Raw genomic sequence first — 25972 nt, 5'->3', positions numbered from 1 at the left:
TTTAGCCGTTTCCGTGCCCACGTAAGTGATCAGCAATCTTAGCCTTTAACGGAGCCTACTGTCAGTCCTCTAATAAAGTATTTCTGGAAGAACGGGTAAGCAAATACAATAGGTCCAACACCTACAACCACCATCGCCATACGCACGGTTTCACTTGGGAAGTTAATCATTCCGCCAGCTCGGGTAATTTCAGCCATCGCGTTCGGGTTACTGGATAAGTACTGGATGTTGACCATCATCTTGTAAAGAAAGTACTGCACGGATATATTGTGGTTGTCTGTAATAAACATTAAGCTTAGGAACCAGTCGTTCCAGTATGTCAGTGTTTGGAACAGTGCTACGGTTGCCAGAACCGGCAGAGATAAGGGCAATACAATTCGGATAAATATCCGTAGCTCCCCTGCCCCATCTATTTTGGCTGACTCCAGCACAGCTTCAGGTACGGTCTCCTTAAAGAAAGTGCGCATGATCAGTACCCAGAATGCGGACATGATCAGCGGCATGATCAGTGCCCAAAGTGTATCTTTTAATTCCAGCATCTGTACGTAAACCAAGTACCAAGGGACTAAACCGCCGGATATCAGCATCGTTAGAAAAACAAAAAATGTAAAATACTTAGCCTGTGGAAAATTATTCCGGGAAATGGGGTACGCATACAGTGCTATTATGATGACGCTTAGTATCGTGCCGATCACCGTGACAGTTAGTGAGATTCCATAGGAATGAACGATTTGACTGATATCTTTCATTAGGAATCGATAGGCTGCCAGATTGAAATTTTCGGGCATAAATCGATATCCGTGTGTCATAACGGACTGCTCATCGGAGAACGATACCGAAAGAATCAGCAAAAGCGGTAGGATACAGAGCGCCGAATAGATGACGAAGAAGATGTTGATGAGGGTTGACGCCCATCCCGACAGCTGATTCTTTGGATTGGACCCAGATAAGGATTTACTCTTTGTATTGGTCATAAGGGCTCCTCTCTTAGAACAGCGCGTTCTCGCGGTTAAAGCGGCGAACGACCCAATTAGATACAAAAACCAAGATGAAACCAACTACTGATTGGAACAGGCCTGCTGCTGAGGAAAGTCCGATATCCCCAACGGTCAGGAAGGTGCGGTAGACATAGGTATCGATAACGTTTGTCACAGGGAACAATGCCCCCGATTCACGCGGCACTTGGAAGAATAGGCCAAAGTCAGCATTGAAGATCCGGCCAACCTGCAGCAAAGTCATAATCGTGAGGACAGGCATGATCAAGGGAATCGTGATTTTCTTGATCTGTTGCCACTTGTTCGCCCCGTCTATCGTCGCGGCTTCGTAGTACTCCTCGTCGATACCAATGATTGCTGCCATGTACACAACCGTGTAGTACCCCATGTTTTTCCACGTGTTAATGATCGGCAAGACGATCGGCCACACTTCTTTCGTGAAGTACCAGCGTACGGAATCAAGACCAAGCGCCGGCAGCAATGTGCCGTTGAAGTATCCTCGTTCGTCGCTCATGAACCCATACACTAAGTACGAGATGACGATCATCGACAGGAAGTATGGCAGGAACATGATCGTTTGGTGTAGCTTCGAGAGGAAGCGGTTCTTCATCTCGTTAAGCATCAAGGCGAACCCCAGTGGAAGCGCCATGTTCAATACAATAAACAGCGAGTTATAAAGCAATGTGTTGCGAATGATGATGTACGAATCCTTCGAGGCAAACAGGTATTCGAAATTTTTCATCCCTGTCCAGGGGCTTCCAAGGATACCGTCCTGGTAGTTAATTGTTTTAAAGGCAATTACGATCCCGAACAAAGGGATGTAGTTATTTATTACAAGCAGAACGATTCCCGGCAGCATCATTGCGTAGAACATCCAGTAAGTACGAAGATTCTTCACGATGGAAAAATTACGTACAGTACGTATCGGTTTCCTATTTGTAGGAAGTGGCATAGCTTTCAATAGAGTTGTTGCACTCCTTTCACTGTCTTACACACTCCCCACACCGTTGTTTAGGCGGTAATGGGGAGTTCAGGTTTTCGCTATTGAGCCGTAATGGCAATTGTGACGTTACTTATTGAGGTTCTGTTCCCCACTGAAGAGCGCCTGCGACATAGCCAGTTGTATGACTCCAATCGGTGTAAGTCGAATCGGTCGGATCGAAGGAGTAATCGCCCGTCTGCGTGTAGTTCGTCCAATCGGTCTTGTTCATGCGGATCTGAAGCTCAATGCTGTCTCCAGCAGCCAAACTTCCAGCTCCGCTCGTAAAGCCGATTTCCAGATAATGATCAGCTCCTGTCAAAGGAGCCGGCAACTTGACGAAGACGCCAGTTACGTTGCTACTGCCGACAGTGGACCAATCGCACCAGAAATTCTGATCCTTCTCCCCATCGATCGTGTAATAATAATGAAGCTTCACGTCGGACAGATTGATGGCAGTGGTACCGGTGTTCTTCAGCTTTATCCGTGGGTTTAACGAATTGCTCGTTGCCGTAACAGGAGAATTGTACTGCTGCACTGTGATAGAACCACTTCCGGTAGAGGAGGTATCGACCACGGAGACCGCAAGATTCGCACTTGCTCCTGTGCTAAAGTTGAAAGTCAGTGTCGTTGTTCCCACCGGTTGGGCAGCCAGATAAGCCTTCTGGATCGTCACTGTCGTGCCTGATACGGTGTAGTCCGTACCAGCAACTAGGGCAGTCGTGCCATTATTAATGCCGATGAGTGTGTTATCGTTCAGCGTCAAGGTCACCGGAATGTCGGTCTGATTCGCGGGTTGCTTGTCAAAGGCAGCGGTCGTCGGACTGATCGTCGAGTTAATAACCGACGAATCGTTCACAGCAACGGATAGCGTAGCAGATGAACCGGCGTTAAACAGGAAAGTGAGGTTGACCGTGCCGATTGGCTGCTGCGCGAGATAGCTCTTGTGTAGAGTGACCGTGTTACCCGAAACGGTATAGTCTGTGTCCACAACCAGAGATGTCGTACCGTTCTTAATGTCGGTGAGCGTGTTGCCGTTCAACGTTAGGGTCACCGGAATATCAGCTTGATTTGCGGTTTTCTTATCAAAGGCAGCAGTCGTTGGATTAATGGTCGAGTTGCTGCTATTTCCGGTTGCGAATGCGGCAATGAATACCAACCCTGAATTCCAATAAACGGTATGTTCATTTGTAGTCCATTCTTGGAAGTTATCGGTATAGTTTTTGGCTGCAAATCTTGATATCTGGTTTCCTACAGTTATGTCGTTGGAGTATTTATTCGGTCCTCCGACCAGATATCCCTTAGGTACACCAGGTAAACCATCCGTTCTATACATGATGCTGAACGGATATTTCACGCTGTTATCGCCGTAACCTGATACAAAAGATACGCCTACCGGGTTCTGCCCCAGAATCCAGTCTAACTGGCTATTGTTAATCTCATTAATGATAGCGCGGTTGCTCTCAAAAGTTCCCAGCAATTTCGTACCGATGATCATTTCCATCGGTGTGTCCGCAACCTGCATGGTGATTCCCCAATAGTAGTTACCATCTTTTATGATGCTTTTCCAAGGGCTGTCGTTGTATCTGCTCACTTTGTCATTGAACCATTGCTGGAATTTATCCGAATACCAGCTTAAGACTCCAGAGTCCGGATTAGCGGCTTTCAGATAGCTGAAGAAGCCTGTATTCCAGGTGTTTGCCCAACCACTGGCGAAATCAAGGGTATCCTCAAAAAATATTCCCATATCAGTGTAATTCGCCAGAAAATAATCGTTGTATTCGGCATCGCCGGTCGATCGGTACAGAGAGCCAGCAGCCCACAGACGATTCGAAGCGTCATCCGTCACATCGTAAGGCCATCTGCCCGTGTTAGGCGTCCGAATATTTTCCGGATGTGCTTCCAGGTACCCCCATGCGTCTATTGCCGCATCCAAGCAACTTTGGGCAAAAGCCGGATCAATATTCTGATACATTAAGTAGGCATGTGCCAATACACCGGCTGCGGTAGCTGTATCGGCGGTCGTTTTGATATCAGTACGCGAGCTTACCGTATCCTTATCGATAATTTCTCTGTCTACCATATTGTCGTCATCCTGAAAGGTCACTCGCGCATAGAAACCGCCAGTTGCAGCATCCTGCATTTTGAGCATCCATTCCAGTTCCCATCTTGCCTCATCCAGGATGTCGGGAATGCCGTTTCCGCTCTCAGGAATATTAAATTGATTGTCCGTAAATTTCTCCGGCATCATTTCATAGGCCCAGAAGAGATCCGACAAGGCTTTGGCTCCTGCGTTAACGTACTTGCCTTTATCGCCCGCATCGTACCATCCCTTGGAAACATCTTTTTTGATGGAAGGATTGGACATTAAAGGCACTGCGGTGTCAGGAGTAAAATCTGTTCTTTGATAATTTTGAGTGTATGGGCTGGTAATATTAATCCCGGTTCTCTGGTAATAGAAGTATCTCGTTACGTCATTTAAAAAGGGTTCATAGATTTCGTTAGCTTCGCTGATAGTGAACTTGGGCGAATTCTGAAGACCCTGAACTGAAACATAATATTTTCCCGGAATCGTTAAATTTGTGAAATCGGCGGTAAAAATACGCTCCCCGCTGTCAATAGCATCATAATTCTTGGTGAGTACAAGCGTTCCGGAGTAAGCTGTGGAATTATTTGTGGCGTTAATAACGTTAAACGGAGTACCTGCATCGACCGTGAGCACATCCTCAAAACCGGTTACGAGCGCTTGCTTTACTCCATCTACGGGATAACCTAATTGATTGACCTTGATGGGTGCGTACTCTTTTTCCTTATCGGGAGACGTAACCCTAATGTCATTAAGCCAGACTTTTAAAGGTTGAAAACCATTATTCTTGATGGATAATGCATCTATGGAAGATACATCAATTCCTTGGGAGACCTGAATTAGATCCTTTAACGGGATCTTCACATGGGTCCAACTTGTAGTAATGCTGACGTAGTTGTTAATGTTTACTGTAGTGGTAATTTCATTGCCGGCAGCTCTTTCGAATACCCGGTCTTTGAAGCCCAGTAAAAAGGACTCTCCACCCGCATTTCCTTTGATATTAAACTCAAGGAATCCATTTGGATGATAAGAGGTAAAGTCATACGCTTTCCAGCCGGCAACCGTAATTAAAGCGTTGTACCAGGAAGGACTGGTAGGCGTCTTCGCATTCAACAATAATGAAGGCAATCCATTGTACATTGCTGTAGAATCTATGGGCAGCTTGCTGTTCTCCGTCTCCAATCCAAACCCGCTATCTCCTGCCCAGCCATCGGATATATTACTGAATATTTGGTAATCTAGTAAGTCTCTCCATCCTGCAGGCGCTTCGGGGGTTGCCGCATTAGTCTTGATCGGATTTGAAAAAAAGATAGTCACAAACATAGTTAATGCCAGAAACACGCTTACTTTTTTCCTCATTACCTCTCCTCCTAAAAAGTTTTGTGAGCATAAACTGCTTCGCTCCGCTTCAAACAAAACTCAGTTCGAAAGTTTACACTTAGTTGTGAGAGTTACTCTATGATTAGCTTCGTATACCATCACCTCTTTTTATTGAAAACGCTTTCTAATAAAATCATTTTAATTCAATAAGTTAATCCTGTTATATAGAAGAAATAAAGGAACATAGAAGAAAACAAGCCACAATATTATGGCTTGTTTTCCATGTACCAATTATTTACTTCTCTCGTGATTACGTCGCCGCCATTCTTGTAAAATTGGGCTACGAACTCATCAAAGTAGGAGAGCGGCTTCTCGCTATAAATGATGCTCAGATAACTCTCCGTTGCGAGTTTCTGCAGGAACACTCCGTGTTTCTCCATCCCGTCCGTTAAAGGTCCGTGGTACCGGTTCGGGATTTCGAGTCCCTGCTCGGCAATCGCTACCCCAGCCGCCGTAAGTTGAGCCGAATTCAAACCTTTAATGGCTTGTTCGATCGGCGTCGTCACTATGGCTTCCGAATTTTCAGATAATTTTCTGATTGCATCCGCATTCATATAAGGCAAGGCTGGAGCGCCACCTGTCAGCGGATAGAGCATCCAGCGCATATCCATTGAAGACCCGTCCGCAAGCGGCCACTTATCATTCGGCACGCCTTCAGTCGCAAAATTGACAGTAATGACCTTGTCGTTCATGATCACATAATCGTAACCTTCGTGAAACCCTTGTGCGAATCGGGGATCGAAGTACGGATCATCCGGTCCGAAATTTTTGGCAAGCAACTTGTTATAATAAGCGAACCAGGCTTCCATATTCGTGAAATCCTTGCTGAACACCGTATAGATACCGTACAACGGCTTTTGTGCCTTGCCCTTTAACCCATCCGGTCCGGCAGGAACGGAATAAGCCTCCCAATCCGCTTCCGGGTCGACCTTCACTGTATCGCCGAGCGGCCAGGCTCCCATCCAAAACGGGCCGAACATGACACCAGCCATTCCGTTAACCGCCAGTTCGGACGCTTGGCTCGGGTCCTGCATGCCTGCATCTCTGTCCATGTAGCCCTTCGCCATCCAGGACGCCATCGTTTCCAGGTATTTCTTAGCATCCGGATGTACGGCGCCAAACATCAAGCTGCCCTTCTCGTCCTCATTCCAGAACAGTTTGATGTCAGACGTGCTAATCATCTGCCTTGAAAAAGCTCCGGCGATCGCATCTGTCTGCCCCATCCAGCTCCAGGGACCTTCCTTTAGCGGAACCGCCAGACCAACTTCGTCATCTTCACCATTCCCATTAGGATCTTGTTCAGAAAATGCCTTCAGCACGTTCTCCAACTCACTTATCGTCGTAGGCGGGTTCAGCGACAGTTTCTCAAGCCAATCCTTACGGATCCACATGACCGTTCCCTCATCTCCTGCACTAAAACGGGGAAGTCCATATATCTTGCCGTCTTTGGTCACTTCTGCCATAGTATAAGCGTACTTCTCGAGCGCTTCTTTTAGCTTAGGATGCGCATACTTCTCGATGGCATCATCCAGCGGAAGCAGCTTGTCGGCTTTCAGCAGATACTTCAGGATGTCTCCTTCAGCGCTAAGGGTGTCCGGCAGCTTGCCATTCACAGCCAGCGCCAGCCGAATTTTGGTATCTGCATCCTCGAACTTGCTGACAATCCAATCAAACTTCGTGACGATTCCCAGATTATCTTCCATCCAGCGGGTGTGCACGTTGTCTGTAAGGCTCTCATCTGGCTTGAATGCGTTAGGCCGATTCTCGTCCACGATTCCTGTTGTGATGGTTATAGGCGGATCGTATTTAAAGTCCCATACCGGCTTCGTTTCCCCATTGGATGTACTGTTCTGTGCCGTTTTCCCTGTGTTACTTAAACAGCCGGAAACTAGCAGTACTCCGCTCAGAACTGCCCATAGAAATCTGGCCTTTCTTTTTTGCTTCTTCACCGGCCCAATCACTCCATTCCCGATCGGTATCTATCCCTGAATTCCTGCGGTGTCACCTGATAATAGTCACGGAATTTCCGAATAAACCAGTTGGTATTGGGATAGCCAATACTTTCACCAATATGGTAGATTTTATTATTTGTATGCTTGAGCACCTCGCAGGCTTTGAGCATACGCTGCTCGTAAATATATTGGGATACGGTAGTGCCTGTACACTGCTTAAAGATTTTTGACAGATGGTTAGGATGTACGAAGACGCGTTTGGCCAGCAAAGTAAGTGATAAGTCCTTGTCCAGCTCTTTCTGGATGTAGAGTTGCGTCTTCCGGACGATCACCTGGCTGTGGTCCTCGGTCTCCTCCCCTAGCTTATCGCGAAGTGTGCGTAGTAAGTCGAGCGCCCAGCTTTCCAGCTGCGACGCGTGCAGCATCGCTTTTCCTTTAACGAAAGCCGATTGCTCAGGAGTGAGCATTTGGGCCAGCGTCCTGCCACTGCGATTCGCGATATACTGGAAGGCATTGGAGAGAAAGAAAAAGACGTCGCGCATGAGGTTAGGTGAACCCGTATGCAATAGCGGTGACACGAACGCTCGGATCTTAGCTTCCGCCGCTTCCCATTGCTCCGTTTCCAAAAGATGTGTCAGCAGAGGCGTTTCATACAGCTTGCGCATAAGACGCGCTTCCTCTTCATTCCGCTCTGGCACCTGCCCACCCGAAAAACCGTCACTATCTAATCGCGATTTAGCTGTCATATAACTAGCTTGCAGTCCTTCCGGGAATAGACAGTCGGTTTCCCCTACAGAAATTTTACCTTTAAGCAAACTCTGTACTTCTTGCTTTAATCGCTCTATCCGCTCAAGCACCCATTCCGGATCGGGTGGTGCTCCTGACAGGTCGTATACCAAAGCGAGCAGGTTTCCTTCATCATCCGCCGCCGACCAGCAGTCATAGCGGTCCATCAGCAATTCTTCCAGCATGTTTGTTACCGCGAACCGGATCAGTGACTGCGAATAGAGGTCTTGTCCATCGAAGGGGGAACCCAATCGGACCAGGCACATCGAGACATGACCTGGTATCGGAAGAGGGAGGTCAAACAGCTTTAACTTCTCTGCAAGCGCCTTGCTATTCAGATTTCCGCTGAGCACTTTGAGCAACAACCCTGCTTTCAGTTCTGCACTATTGTCTCGGTAGATACGGAAGCCCTGTTCGATTGATCGCTCCTGCTCAAGCTGCTTAATGATCCGGCCCATTGCCGTAAGTAGCTGCTCGTCCTTCGCGGGCTTCATCAGGTAATCGAGCGCTTGCAGCTCAATCGCTTTTCGGGCGTAATCGAAGTCCGCATAACCTGTGAGCAGCAGGCACTTCAGCCCTGGAATACGAAGCCTGGCCTGTTCGATCAGTTCCAGGCCGTTCATGCGCGGCATACGGATATCCGTCATAAGGATGTCAATGGGGAAGGTGTCTATCAGAGCAAGTGCCTCGCTCGCGCTGTAAGCCTTCCAAACGCGGGAGATACCAAGTGTCGCCCATGGAATCGTATCTGCCAGACTGTCCGCATAATGTTTCTCATCATCAACTACAAGCAGGCTATTCATTGCTCTTCCTCCTTCGTTTCGTCATTTATCCCCATACTCCAAATCAGCCTCACGTTTAGACCCCCCAGTCTGGACGGGCAAAACTCAATTTGAGCGTCTGAACCGAAGTTGCCTTGCAGTCTTTGATATACGTTCCAAAGACCGCAGCCTGCATATTCGCTGGCCGGAATATGAAGCTCCATTTGCAGTTGGTCCATCCGTTCTTTATTTAATCCTTTTCCGTTATCCTCCACTTCCAAGTGCAATTGGTCTTCATTGACGTAAACTCTAATTTCAACCCGGCCTGGATATTCGACGTTCTCAAGTCCATGCACGATCGCATTCTCCACGATCGGTTGGATAAGAAGCCGGGGAATTCGCAGCTCCGCCAACTCTTCAGGCAGTTCGATGCTGTAGGACAGCGTCTCATTGCGAAGCCGAAGAATCTCGAGGTGAATGCGCACGAACGCCAGTTCTTCCCCCAGGCTGACTCCTTGATTATCCATTCGCGTCGTATACCGGTAATAGTCGGCCAGATGATACGCCATGTCTATGACAGCCCGATTCTTTCCCATCTTGGTCATATTAATGATGAAACCTAAACAATTGTACAGAAAATGAGGATGAATCTGTGCTTGTAGTTGTTTTAGCGTAGCATCGCGCGCAAGGATACGCGATTGTAGGACATTCTCGATGAGATCTTGGATCTGCGTCGCCATCTCGTTAAAGTTCTGCATCAGGAACGTGAATTCATTGTTTGATTTCTTCGGCAGGCGGTAGGCGTAATCGCCTTCCTTAATCCGCTGCACCGCACGCACAAGTTGAAAGATAGGCCGATGTACGTTCCAGTACAAGGCAGACGCGGCGGTAATACAGGATAGGAGCAAAATAATCGAAGAAGCTCCAAACAATAACCGCTGTTGCTTGATAGGTCCGATAATCTGGTTAAGTGGAACAGAATCGACGAGATGCCACTCAAGAATATTGGAATAATAATAGGTAATCAGATAAGGCCTGCCGTCGAAGGAATGAATTAAAAAACTTGAATCCCGGCTATTGATCCTGTCGCCTAATTCCGTGATAATTTGGTCCATCTTGGGCCCATCTGCGGACCGGCTGGCGATGATGGCATGTCCTTCTTTGTAAAAAAACGGGTTGTCAGAGTGACCAGATTTGTAGGTATCAAGCAAATTTTCGAAGCTCCACTTGTAGAGGTTAATGCGAACGGCAACATCCAGATCGTCCGGACGGGCTGGTTTGTAACCCGTAGTGACATAAGTTCGAGTAAAACCGGAGCCAATCTCCAAATCTTCGCTGTAGCTCCACCCTAGCGAAAATCGGCTTTCAAACTTTTTAAGGTCATATTCATAGGAGGGGGAAGAAGAAATACTATCGTCTCGTTGCGGGAAATAGACGGTTACGTCATTGCGCCAGTTGCCCGATGCGCTGGCCAGCGACAGCTTCTCTTGGATCAGCAGCCTTGTTTTCATTAGGGAATAATCGCTCATGTTGAGGTTGTAAAGGTACTCCAGCACGTTCGTGTCAACGAGCATAGGTGCGGAGACTAAGTCGAACTTCTCAATGCTGGCATCCAGTTGTGCCACGAAAAGCTCCATCCGGTTCAGGCTGGCTTTGATAAGCTCCTCCTGTATGACGTTGATGCTCTTAGAGGTAGAATAATAGTACAGCGCTACAACCGGAGTTAGCAGAATCAGCAATAACACTAACATTTTCTGAAAAATATTAAATTTGATCCGCATGGGATTTCCATCCTTGTTTTGTAATTACACCTCAACCTGTATTTTACAATGGATAGAAAGCGTTTTCTATACAAATTCTTTGCGTTTCAACAAATTAAAATAACCTCATTCCCAATGAACTCTACTTAGGAATGAGGCTTCGTTAAAATTTAAAGGCATTATCAATCGTTATTTTAGGACTCCCCAAAAAGAATCTCCGCATTAAATATCTAGCGATCCTGCTATTTCCCATCAGTTTCATGCACGCTAGCGAGAAGTTTTTAATCCCTTTAGGGGATTTAACGATCATGCTGATTATCAACTGTTGAGCAAAATGCACTAAACGAATTTCCCGATTACGAATGGGCTGCAAACGATCTAAACGCTTGTATTCATGATTTGGCTCTAATTTTGATGTAACAATAAGTTCAGCTGTGACCAGCGCTGTTTCAAAAGCCAAGGACAATCCGATAGCTCCGAGTGGAGAAGAACAATGTGCAGCATCACCGATTAGAATACAACCCTTATCATGCCAATTGTCCACCATAAAAGTCTCTGATTGGATAGAAACGAACGATTTGAAATCACTGATTTTTTCAATGTCTTCTTCAAGCTCAGGAAAGGCCTTTATGAATTCAAGCTTTAATGGTTCGATGCCTTTTCTTTTTATGGTATTCCATTGGTCTTTCTTCATTGTAAAACCTATTTGCACACAATCAGAGGAATAAGGAAGCCCTATGAAGTTACTAAAATCAGACAATCTGAAAAGGAGTTTTTGATTTAGCTTGAACTCATTAGTCGATATTTTGCACCAGATTAAATCAAAATCTTCTTTTTTATACTTAAAAGAAAAATCGCTTGTCTTCCTAACCGTGGACATCCGTCCATCCGCTCCGACTACTAAAGAAGCATGGATCTCAGTCATTTGTCCATCTACTAAGGCGTTTACCCCGACTGTTCGATTTGTACTTTTAATAGTTGAAGTGACCTTAGCGTTAAAAATGAGCTCAAAATTAGTATAATCCTTTGCTAGATCGTAAAGAAAAGTTAACAGGACGGATTGTTTTATTTTAATTGCGTAAGGTGCCTCCGGCATTTCTTTTTCATAATCAATTTGAGTGATATATTTCTTATTATTCCATATTTCGGAATTAAATAATTTTATATGCTCATACTTTTCAAGACACTGTTCCAGGTTCAGCTCTTTCATGAGCCTTACAAATCGAGGCTGGAGAACTTCTCCTCTAAACTTGCGATTAAAGCTTGTTTGACTTTCCAGTACGGTAACTCTAATTCCGTTTTTGGCTAACAGCAGCCCTAGAAAGAGGCCAGAAGGTCCACCACCAACAATGCAAATCTCCGTTTCTTTAATCATTCCTATCACTCTGTGGGTAAAGAAGCAGCCCGTTCATTTTTTACTGCGGGTTCCCTAGCCGATAATCTAAGAAAAAGAGAGATTAAAAAACCTAATAAAAGAATAGAACCTAATATAGTAAAGGATAACGAATAATTTTCTGTTTTTAATAATTTCAAAGCTAATATCGGGCCTGTGCTAGCGCCTAGGAATAGAATAAATGCATTGAATGAAATAGCAGACCCTCTTGCATTTCCCCCTAATTGACTGACAATTGAGATGATAACGGGAGTTACCAGCGCGATACCAGCCACAAATACAACGCTCATTAGGACAAGAAGTGGCAGGTTCGTGCTAAAACCTAGAGCAAGCAACCCAATTGCAGCTAAAGCTAAGCCTCCCCTTAGAACAGCGGCCATTCCAAGTTTTTGAGCAATTCTTCCGGAAAAGGGTGCTAAAAGCATCCCCGCGATTCCAAATGCACGAATATAAAGGATATCCTGTGAGGAAAGTCCAAACTTAGCTGAGCTTAAATAACTTCCCAAAACAGTGTACATGCCAACTAAAGTTAATAGAAGCATAAAGGTTATCGCAAAAGCCAAAAGCAATTGTGATTGTTTTAGCAGAATTGTCATTTGTTTAAACTTCCGCAGAACATTTTCTTTCGGTCTTAGCATTTCATCTTTAGGAAGGAACCTTATTACAATCACTGAAGTAATACCATACACAATCCCCAAAATAAAGAAAATAGCACGCCAGCCAAGAGCTTCGTTAACAATCCCACTAAAAACCTGGCCTACTATGCCTGCCATTAACAGTCCTGAGCTTATAAATCCAACGGCTGTTAATCTTTTATGAGGCGGAAACATTTCCCCTGCATACACTAGCGCAATAGGTGCAAATGCAGCAGCCACTAGGCCTTGCACTCCTCTGAGCATAATAAGCCCGTAAAAACTATCCACAAATCCTAGCGCAAGCGTAACTACGGTTAACCCAATAATGCTGGCTACTAAAAATACTTTACGTCCATACCTGTCTGAGAAAGGTCCATACAAAAGACAGCCCAGCGCATAACAAAGAGAAAATGAACTCCCAATCCAAGCCGCCTCACTCGGGCTAATCTGGAAGGCATGCGAAAACACTTCGGATAATGGAATTGTAATATACATGCTAGTTAGAATAACTAAACCACACCAAAATAAAATAATCGTCATTAATGAATAGTTCTTATTGTAATTCTGAACGTCTATCGTCTGATTCATAAAGTGAATATCCCCCGGTTTACTATTAATTTGCAACAGTGATGCCTTCCAAGACATGGATCAACAAATCGTTTATGTAATCCGCATCCGGAATTTTTTTATAGATGAGAATTTGAAAGTAAATGGGACCATAAAGCAGATCTAAAGTTATATCCAGGTTAATTGTTGACTTCAATTCTCCCTTATCTATGTCTGCTTGGAGTAATTGTTTGGCTTCATTTCTTTTAGTCATTAAAAACAATACGTAAAAATCTTTCGCGATTTCTTCGCTCTCTGTAACTATAGTTAAAGTGGATTTCCCGATTTTGCTATTGAGGATACGAGCTAAAGCTTCAAGCTGTTGTTTAAAGTTAACCTCAATGGATTTATTGCTATCAAATTCAAACTCTGATTCTACGGTCATTAGAAAAGCGTCCAATACAAGACGTGCTTTATTTTCCCACCATCTATAGATGGTTGTTTTACCTACTCCAGCTTGTGCTGCAATCGCCTCAATCGTTAATGATGAATAACTGTTGGATTCTAACATTTCAATGGTTGCAGTAAGAATCTCCTTTTTACTTCGAGGTTCTTTGTTTTTCCCTTTCATATTCATTTCACCTCCTAGATGTTATTTATTAAAAGTATGTAATTATAGAACGATACGTATCGTTCCACTGTTACATTATCTTATATCATTTTCATCAAATTTAAAATAGCTAATTTGAGAATTATTATTTTCTGGATTTAGGCATGCGTTAGATGACTAAACATAACTTGTGCATACAAAAACTAACGCTTCGGAATGGTCCGAAGCGTTAGTTTTTGTGGATATTTGCAATTTAGGATTTGATGACTAGTCCAGATACATCATTCCACTGATGATGGCTAAAACTTGAGCTACATCTGTTATCGGTGCAATATCCTTTAAAATTCTTTCCTTTGTTGGATAGATTCTTTTATCCAATCATTTAAAACGGATGTACTAACAAAAATTTCATCTCCGATTTTAATAATGGGAAACAACACACCGGTATATGCACCTTGTGTTTTCAACATTGTTTCTTCTGTAGTAATAATCTTGCGCACTTGAGATTCAGTGATGTTTAAATATTTAGCAGTTTCTTTAAGTGTCATTAATGGTTTATTTGAATATTCATTGTTAATTGTTGGACTTATAGATGACTGACTGCCTTTGATAATAAAACAACCAGTAATGATTGCAATTCCTAAAATTATTGAACTAATAACGTTACTAAGATTTTTCATAGATATTCCCCCGCTTATTTAGTTCTTGTAATTTTTGCAGCTAATAAACTTCTTAATTTTATTTAGTTTGCTACCTTTAATAGAAACTTGTTCGTTTTTTCAATAAAGCACCATTTCTAATTCTTATTGTAATACATCAGGAAAAGATGAGTGTTGTACTTAGTTACATATTACTCCTCAATTTTATTCGACACACCACATATTTTCAGCTGCTCTCATTTTAAAGTGAAATAACTAAAACGTTCAGCAAATCATTAGACCCATGAAGATTGTGATAAAAGTCAAGCAAAGGGAACGCGATCGTTACAAAGTTGCATCTGGAGAGAAGTGCCGCTTATCATACTTCCATCGTAAAACACTCTGGATTAAACGAAAAATGTGCATATTACTATTCATTGTTTCTTTTCTTTTAGATTCTATATTAGCATTTAATACTTTTAGTATAAGCAACTATTACAAATCATCTTCATGAAATAATTACTTATCTCCTATTTTTATATTAATAATATATTTTTCTAAAAATTAAAAAAACTTATTGGTGTAAATGGTGCTAAACTTTGTTCTTTATTATTATAAAGAAGTTTTATTTCTGGTTGAAAAACTATATTCTCCTTTTTCTTAATAATATAATTACATTTAATTTCATAAACTTTCAGTTCTTTTAAAATTTTTTTATCAACTTTATTTCTGAATTCTTCCTTAATTTCTTCCTCTGCATATATATCTGGATTAACTTCTACAGTAACAATTTCAATAAAACTCTTTACTTCTTTCGGATAAATTAATTCTGCTTTTATATCACTAGTAATAATATGATTTGAATCTAATATCTTATACGAGTATGAATACTCTTTATTTAGTGCTGTTACATTTTTAGGGGATATCGGAGATTCCATTACGGAAATTCCATTTTCCTCACCAGAATAAAATTGTAAATATACTGGACTAATATTTTTTTTAAAGGTTTTACTTCCTAGTTTTATTTTGATTTTATCAAAACCCAATTTTTCTAAACCTAATATCCTATCAGAATTTAACCTTATAGAAAATCCTTCTACTAAAAAATTCTGGTCAGTCAATTCCCATTCTATATCGTCTGGGCTAAATTCAATTTCATCCTTTTTTTCATTGGATAAAGTTATTGTTATATCCGATTTATTTAATTTTTCAAAAGTATCTTTTTTTAAATTTGATGTTGATCCAAATAGCAGCAATGACGAACCATTATTTTCTGAATGTTTTATATTGATCGTATATATCCCAACTGCTTGGTTGAATTCTAGCTTATTTAGTATATTACTAATGCTATTAGATTCACACCCAAATACTATTAATAGAAGAGCTACTTCAATCAAAAACATTATTTTTTTCAAATAGTGTCAATTCCCTTCCAGTTATACAGATATAAAAAAGGAGTGAATAGTATGTATCCACTCCTTTTTTACATTAACTAAACTCTTAAACTCTCAAACCTATTTCTGCTGTTATAACTCATCTTTAATATCAAATCTATAGAGCAACCTGCTGTAATGCGTAATATTGGTCATGTGCTTCAGTAAAAGCGCTGCCTGCATATTTAACACCTAACTTAGTAACATCATAAGTATACTGTTCTTGGTAATATCTTAAAATAATCCTACCTTTGTATCCTTTAGTAGTTGGGTACGAAATAGTCTGTGTCGTTGTGAATGCAGCACTTGAACCGATCGTTCCTGAAATATTGGTTTTTAAAAACGCTACGTCCACTCCACCACCACCCGTAACTGAAGCAGTGACAGTTGTGGTTACTCCTTTCGAAACTGAAACAGTACCAGGATAAGCAACGTAATCTGAGACTGGCTTAAATAAATTATAACTTATAGGCTTACTTACATTAGAAAGTGTGTATGTCGCTCTTGCCAAATAATTTGTTGCATCGGGTTCATTCGGCGTAATTGTTTCCAGTTCTGGTGTAAAGCTGCGCTTGGTTGAATAGTCACCGATATATGTTTCAATTGCACCTGGTTCATTTAAAGTAATTGTATCCTGTTCGGATTTAAAGATACTCTCGGATGCATAGTCACCGATATAAGTTTCAGTTGCGCCGGCTTCATTTACAGTAATTGTATCCTGATATTCTGATGCTGCAAAAGCGGTTGTGCTTAGACCAAAACAAAAAGAGCATGCAAGCAGCATTGTAAAAACTTTCCTAGTTTTTTGTGTTCTTACAGCTCCACCCCTTTTTTTTAAACCACCTATCTTAGTACAGTTTTTTTCATATCGCATCAAAGTCACCCTTTCGAATTTATGGAATTTTTCGTTAAAATGTGTTATCCAAATAATAGTTATTTACATCATCAACAATTTAGTTTCAAAAAATTTCACAAGAAAAAAGTAACAACAATTGTACTTATTAATAAATCAATATGACCACCCACCTTCATATGAATAAAAATAAAGACATGTATGTACTTTTAACATTAACGCTTAACATTTAATGTGTATGGATAAATTACCATTTAAATCATTATTTTGTCAACGATAATTTAATAGATACCATTATTCTCTTAATTATTAATATAAAGTAAAAATCAACGGTTGATATAACGTGAAAATCGATCTATAATTTTAAGATACTATATTATACTGGGGGAACCTTTATGTCCTATACAAAATTGACTAATCGGGAATTAGAAATCATGCATATTTTATGGAAGGAACCCCACCCTCTTACCGCGACAAATATTTTTGAGAAAATCGAGGAGAAATTTAGTATATACAGCATACAAAACGCCTTACAATCGTTACTTACTAAAAATGCAATTGAAGTTGCAGCTTATACAAAGGTTTTTAAAACAACTGCAAGAAAGTACAGACCTATTATCACTACAAATGATTATGCAGTTATGCAATTTGCTCAATATTACTCAACGGATGATGCTCAAACTGGTATTACAGAATTAATCTCAACATTATTTAAGTTCGAGGATGAAAATATTGATATACACACGATTGATAGATTAGAAAAGTTAATAAAAGCGAAAAAAACAGAGCTTGAACAAACGAAACTGACGCAAAAAAATGGGGAGGTCGATAGATGATAACCATTTGGAGTATACAAACTACTCTATTAGTAAGTAGTTTGTTTATTTGCTTATATTGCCTTATAACTAAAAAATCATCTACTATTAGTAAAGTTGGTGTTCCGGTTTTATCCCTATTGCTGTTACTTATTACAATCAGATTACTTGTTCCAATAGAAATACCTTTTGCTCATACTATCGAATTACCAAAATTCCTACCCATAATAAATGATTTTTTTAATTTTTCTATTTATTCATTCAGCGATCAAATAAAGATTAACTTATATCTTTTTTTGGGTGTTATTTGGTTATCGGGAACACTCATAAGTATTAGTCGGATTTTTCAAAGGTACTCTAATTTGTGTAAATTAATAATGACGTGTTCTATCAAGAAAAATATAAACTCTGAACTTTTAAGTGTCCTCCAGAAGGAAATTAAAATACCTAAAAATTTAAAGTTAATTGAAACCTCATTGACTTCAGTTCCCATGATGTATGGTTTTTTTAGACCCACAATTGTTTTTCCAGTACATAATTTTACTGATCAAGAGGAATATTTTATTATTCGGCATGAATTGCATCACTATTTTAATAAAGATAATTGGATTAAAACTATCATTGAACTGTTATGTGCTTTTTATTGGTGGAATCCTTTTGTATATCAATTGCGTAACCAAGTGGATAGAATTTTGGAAATAAAAAATGATCTTACCATAACAAAAAATTGGGAGGAATATAAACGGCTTAATTACCTCGAATTTCTTGTGAATACCTATAAAAACTCTATAAAATCTAAATATATGCCCTTTACTATGGACCTTATTGATAAAAACAGATCTACTTTCATGAACCGCTTTGAGCTACTGTTATCAAACAATAAACCTAAAGAATCATGGTTAAGGTTTTCAACCACGAGTATATTAGCCTTATCATGCTTTGTGTCTACATTATTTTTTGTTGTACAACCACGATATTCTTTTCCAGATAATTACGCTAGCACAGCTATTGATATAACGCCTGATACAGCTTACATAATAAAAAACAAGGATGGTACTTTTGATATTTATCTCAATAAATTAGGTTACTTCATTACCATACAAGAGATTAATCCGTTTTACGATAAGTTACCTATCATAAAAATGAAAGAGGACGATATTAAATGAAGAACCAGAAGATTTTCAAGAGGATCATTGGAAGTATTATAATCATTGCTTTTTTTAGTAATTTTTTGAGTGTACATATAGAAGCTAGTTCATATACAACACCACTCGAACAAAGTGACTTTAAAATATTTGCAGACGTACTGGAAAATAAGATAGTACTTATTGACGGTAAATGGTATGAAATCGTATTTAATAGAACTACGGGGAAGATCATTAGTAAAAAAGAAATTAAGCGGAATTAGATTATCTGCACGAATATAATTTTCTGAAAAATGATAAATGAGCTAAAAAAACCTTAAGATGCACGAGCTACCAAAGTCAAAAATTAAAGCGAGACCGTACTTCAATATAGAGAGTACGGTCTCGCTTTTTCAATATAAATTAAGATCATGGATAAACAATACCTAGCAATTTCACAGAAAAGTGTGGCTACACTAGCTGCGCGGCTCGGGTAATTTATCCACTAGAATTGTAAGGTCAACAACATCGGATAGTTCAGTTAGCGAGCTACAATTCCCTTCAGAATAATTACCTTTGAAGGGAATTTTGTAATAGATACGCTTTAATACCATTCACAGACGAAAAACGAAAATGGTTTTATTCTGTGTTTTACCACTAATCATTAATTATATTATAGTGTCTCAGTTCACAATCTTCCATTTATTACCAGATTATATTTTTGCTCCGTTGTATAGGAGTCACATTCATCATTAGTGATATTCGCTTCGAAGAAGTTATCGTACTCTATGACTGTAGCATCCAAGTAAGAAGCAACCTCAGCATCACAATAAATTCACTAGTAACACTGCCTCCATCCAAAGACTCGACCAAAGGGCTGGTTCGTCCAACCCAACGATCCTTAATAACAGAAATAAGTGGCTGAATAGCGTCCTGTGATTAGTGTGATAAATGCTATTCTTCCATGTTTACCACTCCTTACTTCAAAAGATATTTATTAATAATTGTAGCTGTTAATGGATACATGTGAAAGGAAACAACATTTTTAATTATTAGATCTTTCGCCACCTATTAATAAACACTTTGTAAGCAAAAAGAGCTGGAGCCAAGTGAACTTGGCTCCAGCTCTTCTCTGGTGCTTACAATTCCATTACTCTGTAAATTAAAGCAGCGGCTTCTGCACGTGTGGTCAGGCTCAGTGGTCTGAAGGTACCGTCGGTATAACCGTTGACAATTCCTGTCTCCCGCATGTACTCAACCGCATCCATCGCGTAAGAACCGATTTGATTCTCATCGGCAAAAGTTGCTGCCTTGCCGGAGATATCCGACTGGAGAGCAGTTAAGCTCAGAGCGCGAAACAGAATAACAGCCATTTCTTGGCGGGAGATAGGTTCTTTTGCGGCAAATACGCCTTCGCTACGTCCGTTAACAAGCTTTAGCGCCTGAGCTGTTGAGACAGCTTGGTAATACCAAGCATTTGAACTCACATCTTTGAAAGTACTGCTACTCTCGGCTTGAAGTTCTAGCGCTGATACTAACAGCTGAACAAATTCCGCTCTTGTAATTTGCCGGGCAGGCTCGAATTTGCCCCCGCCTGTGCCATGAATAAGATCACGGGAAGCCAAAGCTTCCAAGATGACTGTGGAGCCTGAATCAACATCAGAGAAGTGGATATTTGCATTAGCTGCAGCATAGAGTCCAAAATCACTTGATGTAAACGTAATTTTTCCAGTACCTGATACGTATTTGGAGTTTTTGACCACTTTGGCCACTCCCTCTCCGGTAACAGAGTAGACGATGGCTTGATGTGCGACCTCGTCAGGGGTTAATTTATATCCAAATGATACCTTCATTGCCGCAGAAGGGCTTAATGTTTCTTTGGACTTGCCGTCTACCGTCATTGAGATCCGGAACAAAGCATGCGTTTTCCATTTCTCTTTTAAGGCAACTGGAAGGGTTGACGCATCAACAAAATGGATAGATAGCTCCAACTGCCGGGCACCCTCTGGAATATTCTCACCTAAAGTGTTAATTGGAAGTGTTATTGTGGCAGCACCTGCTTTTACAGTTAGGGAAGTAACATTATCTTTTAGTTCGGGAATGGGCACTTGAAAAGCCACACCGCTGGCAGTCGCATCCTCTTCAGCAAGCTCAAGTACTAAAGCTCCATCTTGCACTCCCTTCATCGCTTTTTGGAGTTCTCCTGTGGGAAGCTGTGCAATTTTCATTCCTTCAGCACCGGGTGAACCCTGAATGCGAATACGGCCCGCTGAAATTATATTCACTGGATTAACTATTTTTCCTCCACTACTTTCATTTGTGTTGCCACTATTATTGCTGCCGGACGAATTGCCGGTCGTATCTGTTCCCCCACCTTCTTCACTCCGCACTACATTCAAAGTGTAGGTCTTAGTTGTTATGCCGTTCGCAGCGGTAACTTTAACATCGATTCTGTTATCTCCTACCTTAAGCTCACTTCCACCTGTTACCGTCAATTTGGCTTCTGCATCTGAAGGTGTCCCAGTTACAGCCACCGCTGTCTTGGAAAAGGGCACATTTATTTTATAGTTCAGTTTCTTACGGTCAAACTCAGGGATGTCTGTACCGTCCATTCTCAAAACGCTCAAATCGGCATTATCACTCAGCGGTGTCTCTTCTTCACCTTCTACGTTCATAAACTGGAAGGTGCGGAAAAGTGAGGCGTCCTTCGCAGCGCCAATGCCTGATCCCCATTCAATATATCCTTTTCGACCCGCGCCATCATTATCGTTAACCAGCATGGAGAAGCTTAAGATATCGCTCGCCGCTGGACGGATCGGGCTTATTTCGCTCCAAGGTAGTGCCAGAGCATATGATGTAACCTTGGTCGCCTCATCTCTGGCCACACTTAAAGTTCCCTTAGTCAACACTCCGGTAGCTGCACCTTTCATGGACAGCCAGCGATATATTTGCGGCCCCTCTGGTGTTTGCGAGATTCCGTATTCATACCAGGATTGACTATCGCCCGGGACACCGGGAGCAAGACTGAACTGAATACTGTCATTTTGCCAAATATTAATCCCGGCAGCATTATGGCTGAATACATCATCGCGGATATCGGCGGTCAAATAAATGTGTTCTTCATCCCAGCGTAGCTGCGCTGTTCCACTAAGATCATCCGCACCCTTATATCCGTTGAGCAAAGGGGTTCCGTCCGCAAGATCAATCAGAGCGGGACTTCGTGTATCGGACTGATGCTGCATCCGGTTAATATCTATGTTTTGCTTGAGGTGAACTGTCTCATAACCTTCAAGGTCAACTGTCAACTCAAGAGGATATTTAACCCCTTCAGAGAATCCCGGCAGTGGAATTGAATAAGTAAATCCACTATTTGGGGCAATTTCAGACAATTGCGATTCACTACCGCTGATCTGACCAGTCTCTTCCCCTAGGGTCCAGGAAATCTTTTTAATTCTCAGAGGATCCACACTGGAACTGTTCGTAAATTGAAGTTGCAGCGACATGCCGCCGTTATTACCATCTGTAATATGAGGAGCAATTTTTAAACCTTGAAAATATAGTCGCAGATCATCTACAGGGGCTTCTGGAAGCGTAGCAGGATCAAGTCCGGGTCCATTATAAGCTCCAATATTCGGTGGAGTTGCTGCTGAAACGGGATTGCCCCAGTAGTCCCGTCCCCCGTTGTCTGCAATGATGGTACCGGCCCCAAGAGCAGGAGACCCCTCCCTCAGCTTGTAACCGTCCACTGTATTCCAGCCAATTCCGCCGGTGCCCTGAGCAACTAAGAGTGGATTTGCTGTGATAGGATTGGTATTTTCCGGCTCGCTTACTGGATGGTTGCCATATAATAGATTATGATCGAAGCTACCGTTCACCCCTGGCAGATTATAACCTCCTTGACCAAGGTTGTAGACCAGATTGTTTCTAAAAGAATATGGAGCGTTAATATTTCCTGCGTCATCCCATTCATGATCGATAATTTTGGTGTTTTGCCCAGCTCCGATATAGATAGTATTGTTATAGATTTGTGTATCTGGCGTAACCCCGCCTGCAAAATTAAACGTATGCGTTAGATCATTCTGGCTGATGTTGTATCTGACTACATTGTTAGAGGAGCCTGTCAGCACTCCCGGAGTCAAACGGGCATCGACAAAAAGCATGAATCCGCCTTTGTTGCCATGGCTGTAATTATATTGAACCACACTGTCCATCGTATCGATATCCAGATTGAAGCCCTGACCATCTCCCTCTGGTTTGTTCGTGTTAAAAGACTCATTGAACTGGACGATATTATTCTTGCCGCGAGTCGGCCAAATTGCGGCAGAGCCGTTAAACTCGCCTTCTTCGGAATAATTTCCGCCTTCCTCCGCTATGTTATGCTCAATCACCGCTCCATCCGCACCGAAGGTGAGAATACCGTCGCTGTCGGCTTGTTTGACATAATTTCCACGGATCGTAACATTGACCGTAGCATAGTCTGCTCCGTTAAAACGCTGATCCCATACCACAATACCGGTCCGGCCTATCCGTTCCACTGTATTGCCCTCGATCCATACCCCATCGAACTTGTCCGTGCCCGTCGTTCCGCCCACATATACGGAGATACCTCCAAACGCATGCGGGCCACCTTCGGCTCCGGAAACCGTCGGATAACGGAAACTGCTTGATACATCATGGACATAGTTATCCTGAATGCGGATATTACTTAATGTTCCTCCATTAGCATTCTCCACCATAATACCTTCCCGGTAAACAGTTCCCCTCTCGGAAGCATAATTAGTGACCTCAAGATCCCGAATCACCCAGTTCGAGGCGTTACGTAGGTATACAGCTGCTCCGGCCATGCCTCCACCGTTGATAATCGGTTTGCTTCCATTCCCATAGGCAGATATTGTAATCGGTTCTTCATCTGTGCCGCTGCCCTTAGGATATAATTGTTCGTTCCAGATTCCACCCTTCTTTAACAAAATACGATCCCCAGCTTCAAAGGTAGTCTGATTCACTACAGAGAAGGTCTTCCAGGCAGTCTCCGGTGTTTTTCCATCGTTGTTGTCGCTGCCTGCAAATGAATCCACATAATATTCTCCGTCTCCACCGCTGCTCCCTCCATCTCCAGGCAAGCGGTTGGATAAGGTGACCGATCCTAGTTGCATCAGCCAGGGTGCGGAATCACCGCTAAGCTCGATTTTTAAATAATGAATGCCGGAAGGAATCCCTTGTGCCGGACTATAATTCATCCCAGTCCAAGCCGCATCACCAGTGGCCTGTGGAGGTTCATGAACAGCAGAAAGTTCTGTCCAAGTGGATGCATCCGCCGAACCATAGAACTTGATAGTCCCGCTAGACCCGGCAAAGGAATGCATGCGGGTTGTGAAATGTTGCAGATTATGCAAATGGTACACGAGTGATTCTGCTGAGTCTGCTGTTCTCACCGCACGAGAATGATCTCCACCAAAAAAAGCGGGATTGCTTGTATCTAAAGACCAATTTGTACTGTGTGCATAAAGCTGTGCAATGTCGTCAAGCTCATCAACAATCGTTTGTGGTGCAAGCGACACATTGGAGAGCGTAAGGTGCCCAAGCTGCATCAGCCAGGTATCGAGGTCACCACTGACTTCAATTTTGAGATAATTGACACCATCCGGCAGCGCCCCCGAGGGTGTATATACTGTTCCGTACCAGCCAGAACCGGTTGCCGTGGGACTGTCGTTGATGGCTGGAAGCTCCGTCCAGATATCTGCATCTGGCGATCCGTAGAACTTGATAACAGCCGTGGAACCAGAGAAATAATACGCTTGAAGCGTAAACGACTGAACTCCAGTCAAAGGGTAAATGGCATAGCCAGTCTCCGTGGAGGTTCTGACCAGCCGGGCTGCATCTCCTTCGAAAAACTGAGGATTACTACTGTCAATTAGCCAGTTCTCGGACCTGTGTTCCGCTGCCGGAAGGGTTGAGAAATCATCGGCATTCGTCTCTTCAGCATGGGCAGAAACGCCCATTACAGGAAGCACCGCTGTGAAGATCAGCACCATTATAAGCAGTGATTTTGCGAGTTTTTTGAACATTATTGTATTATTCCCCCTTGAACATTTATTGGATGGTATGGTTTGCGAGATCTTCAGCCATCGGGTAATTCCATTCCACGACAGCTTCGGACAGCTTTTCGTCCACAATGGATCTATACTTCTGCTGCGCCAAATTCAGTGCGATGGCATCCTTCACATGATCGAACGGCTGAATAGCTGCATCATCTGCCGACAGGCAGTAAAGTAGGTGGATAGCCCCATTTTCAGTAATCAAACCGCTAAACTCTCCCGGCACCAGTTGCTCTGCGGTAAGCAATACCTTTGGATTTTCCAGAGCTGCTGTTCGACGTGAAGCACTTGTTATTTTCACCTCGCCAACGTTTACGCCAAACTCCTTTGCCTGGCCTTGGAAGCCTGTGCCTGAAGAATCTGTTGCTGCTGTCGCTGTTGCTATTGCATGGAGCTTTTCCATTCTTTCTAAGGCTTTTTGCTGATCTTTGTACTCTGTTTCTGGGCCAAAGGGAAGCGTTGCCCATTCCAGACGAATCGTTCCCGGCAGAGAATATTTCGCAATTAGATTTGCTTCATATTCCAATTTCACCTGTTCGTCTGAAATCACGATACTTCCGTTACTGCGCATGGCCTCAATCGTGGCATCCTCAAGGTTGCTCATGTAATAACTGAAATAGGCCTGCGTCTCCAGATGAAGAGGACCATATACCACCTCCTTATTCGCTGCTGCCTGACTCCGCCGATTATTCTCGCGCTCCATCTCCTTGAGAAAACCTTCAAAACTGATATCCGTTACGACTCCTGCTTCTTGAGCAAGCTGTAGCTCCATCCGCTTCGTCAAAAGCTGAGTTTGAGCTGTATTGATCCATTTCTGCATTGGATTTTCGCCGGAATAGTAGGCAGACCAGAAGTCTATTGAATAGTCGGCGTTGTAAGTTTGTTTAAAATAATCAACAATCAGTGCCCGATTCATTTGAAGATGCCAGTTGAACTCCGCTGCTGTGGCCTCCTGCCCGTTAAGGGTCAGAAGCATTTCTTCTGCTTGTGGAGCTTGCATATTCTTCGCACCAATCAGCAGCAGGCTTCCTGCTAACAGAGCGGTCAGAATAACGATTAGCTGATTTCTTTTGGAATGAAGTTTTAGAGTCATAAGTTATTTCCTCCTCTCTCATCCTCGATGTTAAGCGC

Annotated in this window: 17 protein-coding genes; 3 read left to right on the top strand and 14 right to left on the bottom strand. The window is 42.4% G+C overall.

The features are described from left to right. Positions 1-38: 38 nt before the first annotated feature. From MHH86_RS15730 to MHH86_RS15675, 12 genes are all read right to left on the bottom strand, one after another. Positions 39-974 (bottom strand): carbohydrate ABC transporter permease, encoded by a 936-nt coding sequence (locus tag MHH86_RS15730; RefSeq protein WP_038571187.1) that lies wholly within the window; start codon positions 972-974, stop codon positions 39-41. Positions 975-987: 13 nt separating this feature from the next. Beyond that, positions 988-1947 (bottom strand): ABC transporter permease subunit, encoded by a 960-nt coding sequence (locus MHH86_RS15725; protein WP_038574490.1) that lies wholly within the window; start codon positions 1945-1947, stop codon positions 988-990. A 121-nt stretch (positions 1948-2068) separates the two neighbouring features. Continuing rightward, on the bottom strand, positions 2069-5419 hold the full coding sequence (locus MHH86_RS15720; RefSeq protein WP_076316418.1) for a glycoside hydrolase family 9 protein: 3351 nt from the start codon (positions 5417-5419) through the stop codon (positions 2069-2071). 227 nt (positions 5420-5646) lie between these two features. After that, entirely contained in the window at positions 5647-7389 is a 1743-nt protein-coding gene (locus tag MHH86_RS15715) for an extracellular solute-binding protein (protein WP_036677205.1), read from the bottom strand. An 8-nt stretch (positions 7390-7397) separates the two neighbouring features. Then, positions 7398-8981, bottom strand: a complete 1584-nt coding sequence (locus tag MHH86_RS15710; RefSeq protein ID WP_036677208.1) for a response regulator — start codon at positions 8979-8981, stop codon at positions 7398-7400. Continuing rightward, a complete protein-coding gene (locus MHH86_RS15705; protein WP_076316417.1) occupies positions 8978-10720 on the bottom strand; it encodes a histidine kinase in 1743 nt (580 codons plus the stop codon). Before MHH86_RS15705 ends, MHH86_RS15710 begins: the two co-directional genes overlap by 4 nt. A gap of 142 nt (positions 10721-10862) precedes the next feature. Then, the gene (locus MHH86_RS15700; RefSeq protein WP_076316416.1) at positions 10863-12074 is read right to left on the bottom strand and encodes an FAD-dependent monooxygenase; all 1212 of its coding nucleotides are present in this window, start codon (positions 12072-12074) and stop codon (positions 10863-10865) included. A gap of 5 nt (positions 12075-12079) precedes the next feature. Next, positions 12080-13267, bottom strand: coding sequence for an MFS transporter (locus tag MHH86_RS15695; RefSeq protein WP_249267689.1), 1188 nt, complete (start codon positions 13265-13267; stop codon positions 12080-12082). 73 nt (positions 13268-13340) lie between these two features. Continuing rightward, positions 13341-13904, bottom strand: a complete 564-nt coding sequence (locus tag MHH86_RS15690) for a TetR/AcrR family transcriptional regulator (protein WP_076141240.1) — start codon at positions 13902-13904, stop codon at positions 13341-13343. Between the two features lie 317 nt (positions 13905-14221). Next, complete coding sequence (locus MHH86_RS15685; RefSeq protein ID WP_036677218.1) at positions 14222-14563, bottom strand: helix-turn-helix domain-containing protein; 342 nt, start codon at positions 14561-14563, stop codon at positions 14222-14224. Positions 14564-15078: 515 nt separating this feature from the next. Beyond that, entirely contained in the window at positions 15079-15936 is an 858-nt protein-coding gene (locus tag MHH86_RS15680; RefSeq protein WP_076141239.1) for a hypothetical protein, read from the bottom strand. 136 nt (positions 15937-16072) lie between these two features. Further along, positions 16073-16828 (bottom strand): hypothetical protein, encoded by a 756-nt coding sequence (locus MHH86_RS15675; protein WP_143760444.1) that lies wholly within the window; start codon positions 16826-16828, stop codon positions 16073-16075. A gap of 374 nt (positions 16829-17202) precedes the next feature. Between MHH86_RS15675 and MHH86_RS15670 the strand changes: the two genes are divergently transcribed. The 3 genes from MHH86_RS15670 to MHH86_RS15660 are packed head-to-tail and all read left to right on the top strand — an operon-like array spanning position 17203 to position 19030. Beyond that, complete coding sequence (locus MHH86_RS15670; protein ID WP_036677226.1) at positions 17203-17643, top strand: BlaI/MecI/CopY family transcriptional regulator; 441 nt, start codon at positions 17203-17205, stop codon at positions 17641-17643. Continuing rightward, positions 17640-18788 carry a M56 family metallopeptidase gene (locus tag MHH86_RS15665; protein ID WP_076144070.1) on the top strand — a complete coding sequence of 383 codons (1149 nt, stop codon included), beginning with the start codon at positions 17640-17642 and terminating at the stop codon, positions 18786-18788. The genes MHH86_RS15670 and MHH86_RS15665 overlap by 4 nt, the downstream gene beginning before the upstream one ends. Then, positions 18785-19030, top strand: coding sequence for a hypothetical protein (locus tag MHH86_RS15660; protein ID WP_036677231.1), 246 nt, complete (start codon positions 18785-18787; stop codon positions 19028-19030). The genes MHH86_RS15665 and MHH86_RS15660 overlap by 4 nt, the downstream gene beginning before the upstream one ends. An 855-nt stretch (positions 19031-19885) precedes the next feature. Here MHH86_RS15660 and MHH86_RS15655 read toward each other — a convergent pair. Continuing rightward, positions 19886-24811 (bottom strand): S-layer homology domain-containing protein, encoded by a 4926-nt coding sequence (locus tag MHH86_RS15655; protein WP_076144071.1) that lies wholly within the window; start codon positions 24809-24811, stop codon positions 19886-19888. Positions 24812-24836: 25 nt separating this feature from the next. Further along, positions 24837-25934 (bottom strand): peptidyl-prolyl cis-trans isomerase, encoded by a 1098-nt coding sequence (locus MHH86_RS15650; protein WP_036677240.1) that lies wholly within the window; start codon positions 25932-25934, stop codon positions 24837-24839. Positions 25935-25972 lie beyond the last annotated feature (38 nt).

The organism is Paenibacillus sp. FSL F4-0097 (genome assembly GCF_038593125.1).
GTDB lineage: Bacteria > Bacillota > Bacilli > Paenibacillales > Paenibacillaceae > Paenibacillus_AQ > Paenibacillus_AQ odorifer.
Note: the sequence above shows the minus strand (reverse complement) of the source record. Positions and strands in the feature narration are given on the sequence as shown.

What these genes read in the sequence shown, in the direction of transcription:
- MHH86_RS15730 (WP_038571187.1), bottom strand. Translation starts at nt 974, where the DNA reads ATGACCAATACAAAGAGTAAATCCTTATCTGGGTCCAATCCAAAGAAT.
- MHH86_RS15725 (WP_038574490.1), bottom strand. Translation starts at nt 1,947, where the DNA reads ATGCCACTTCCTACAAATAGGAAACCGATACGTACTGTACGTAATTTT.
- MHH86_RS15720 (WP_076316418.1), bottom strand. Translation starts at nt 5,419, where the DNA reads ATGAGGAAAAAAGTAAGCGTGTTTCTGGCATTAACTATGTTTGTGACT.
- MHH86_RS15710 (WP_036677208.1), bottom strand. Translation starts at nt 8,981, where the DNA reads ATGAATAGCCTGCTTGTAGTTGATGATGAGAAACATTATGCGGACAGT.
- MHH86_RS15705 (WP_076316417.1), bottom strand. Translation starts at nt 10,720, where the DNA reads ATGCGGATCAAATTTAATATTTTTCAGAAAATGTTAGTGTTATTGCTG.
- MHH86_RS15700 (WP_076316416.1), bottom strand. Translation starts at nt 12,074, where the DNA reads ATGATTAAAGAAACGGAGATTTGCATTGTTGGTGGTGGACCTTCTGGC.
- MHH86_RS15695 (WP_249267689.1), bottom strand. Translation starts at nt 13,267, where the DNA reads ATGACGATTATTTTATTTTGGTGTGGTTTAGTTATTCTAACTAGCATG.
- MHH86_RS15690 (WP_076141240.1), bottom strand. Translation starts at nt 13,904, where the DNA reads ATGAAAGGGAAAAACAAAGAACCTCGAAGTAAAAAGGAGATTCTTACT.
- MHH86_RS15685 (WP_036677218.1), bottom strand. Translation starts at nt 14,563, where the DNA reads ATGAAAAATCTTAGTAACGTTATTAGTTCAATAATTTTAGGAATTGCA.
- MHH86_RS15675 (WP_143760444.1), bottom strand. Translation starts at nt 16,828, where the DNA reads ATGCGATATGAAAAAAACTGTACTAAGATAGGTGGTTTAAAAAAAAGG.
- MHH86_RS15670 (WP_036677226.1), top strand. Translation starts at nt 17,203, where the DNA reads ATGTCCTATACAAAATTGACTAATCGGGAATTAGAAATCATGCATATT.
- MHH86_RS15665 (WP_076144070.1), top strand. Translation starts at nt 17,640, where the DNA reads ATGATAACCATTTGGAGTATACAAACTACTCTATTAGTAAGTAGTTTG.
- MHH86_RS15660 (WP_036677231.1), top strand. Translation starts at nt 18,785, where the DNA reads ATGAAGAACCAGAAGATTTTCAAGAGGATCATTGGAAGTATTATAATC.
- MHH86_RS15655 (WP_076144071.1), bottom strand. Translation starts at nt 24,811, where the DNA reads ATGTTCAAAAAACTCGCAAAATCACTGCTTATAATGGTGCTGATCTTC.
- MHH86_RS15650 (WP_036677240.1), bottom strand. Translation starts at nt 25,934, where the DNA reads ATGACTCTAAAACTTCATTCCAAAAGAAATCAGCTAATCGTTATTCTG.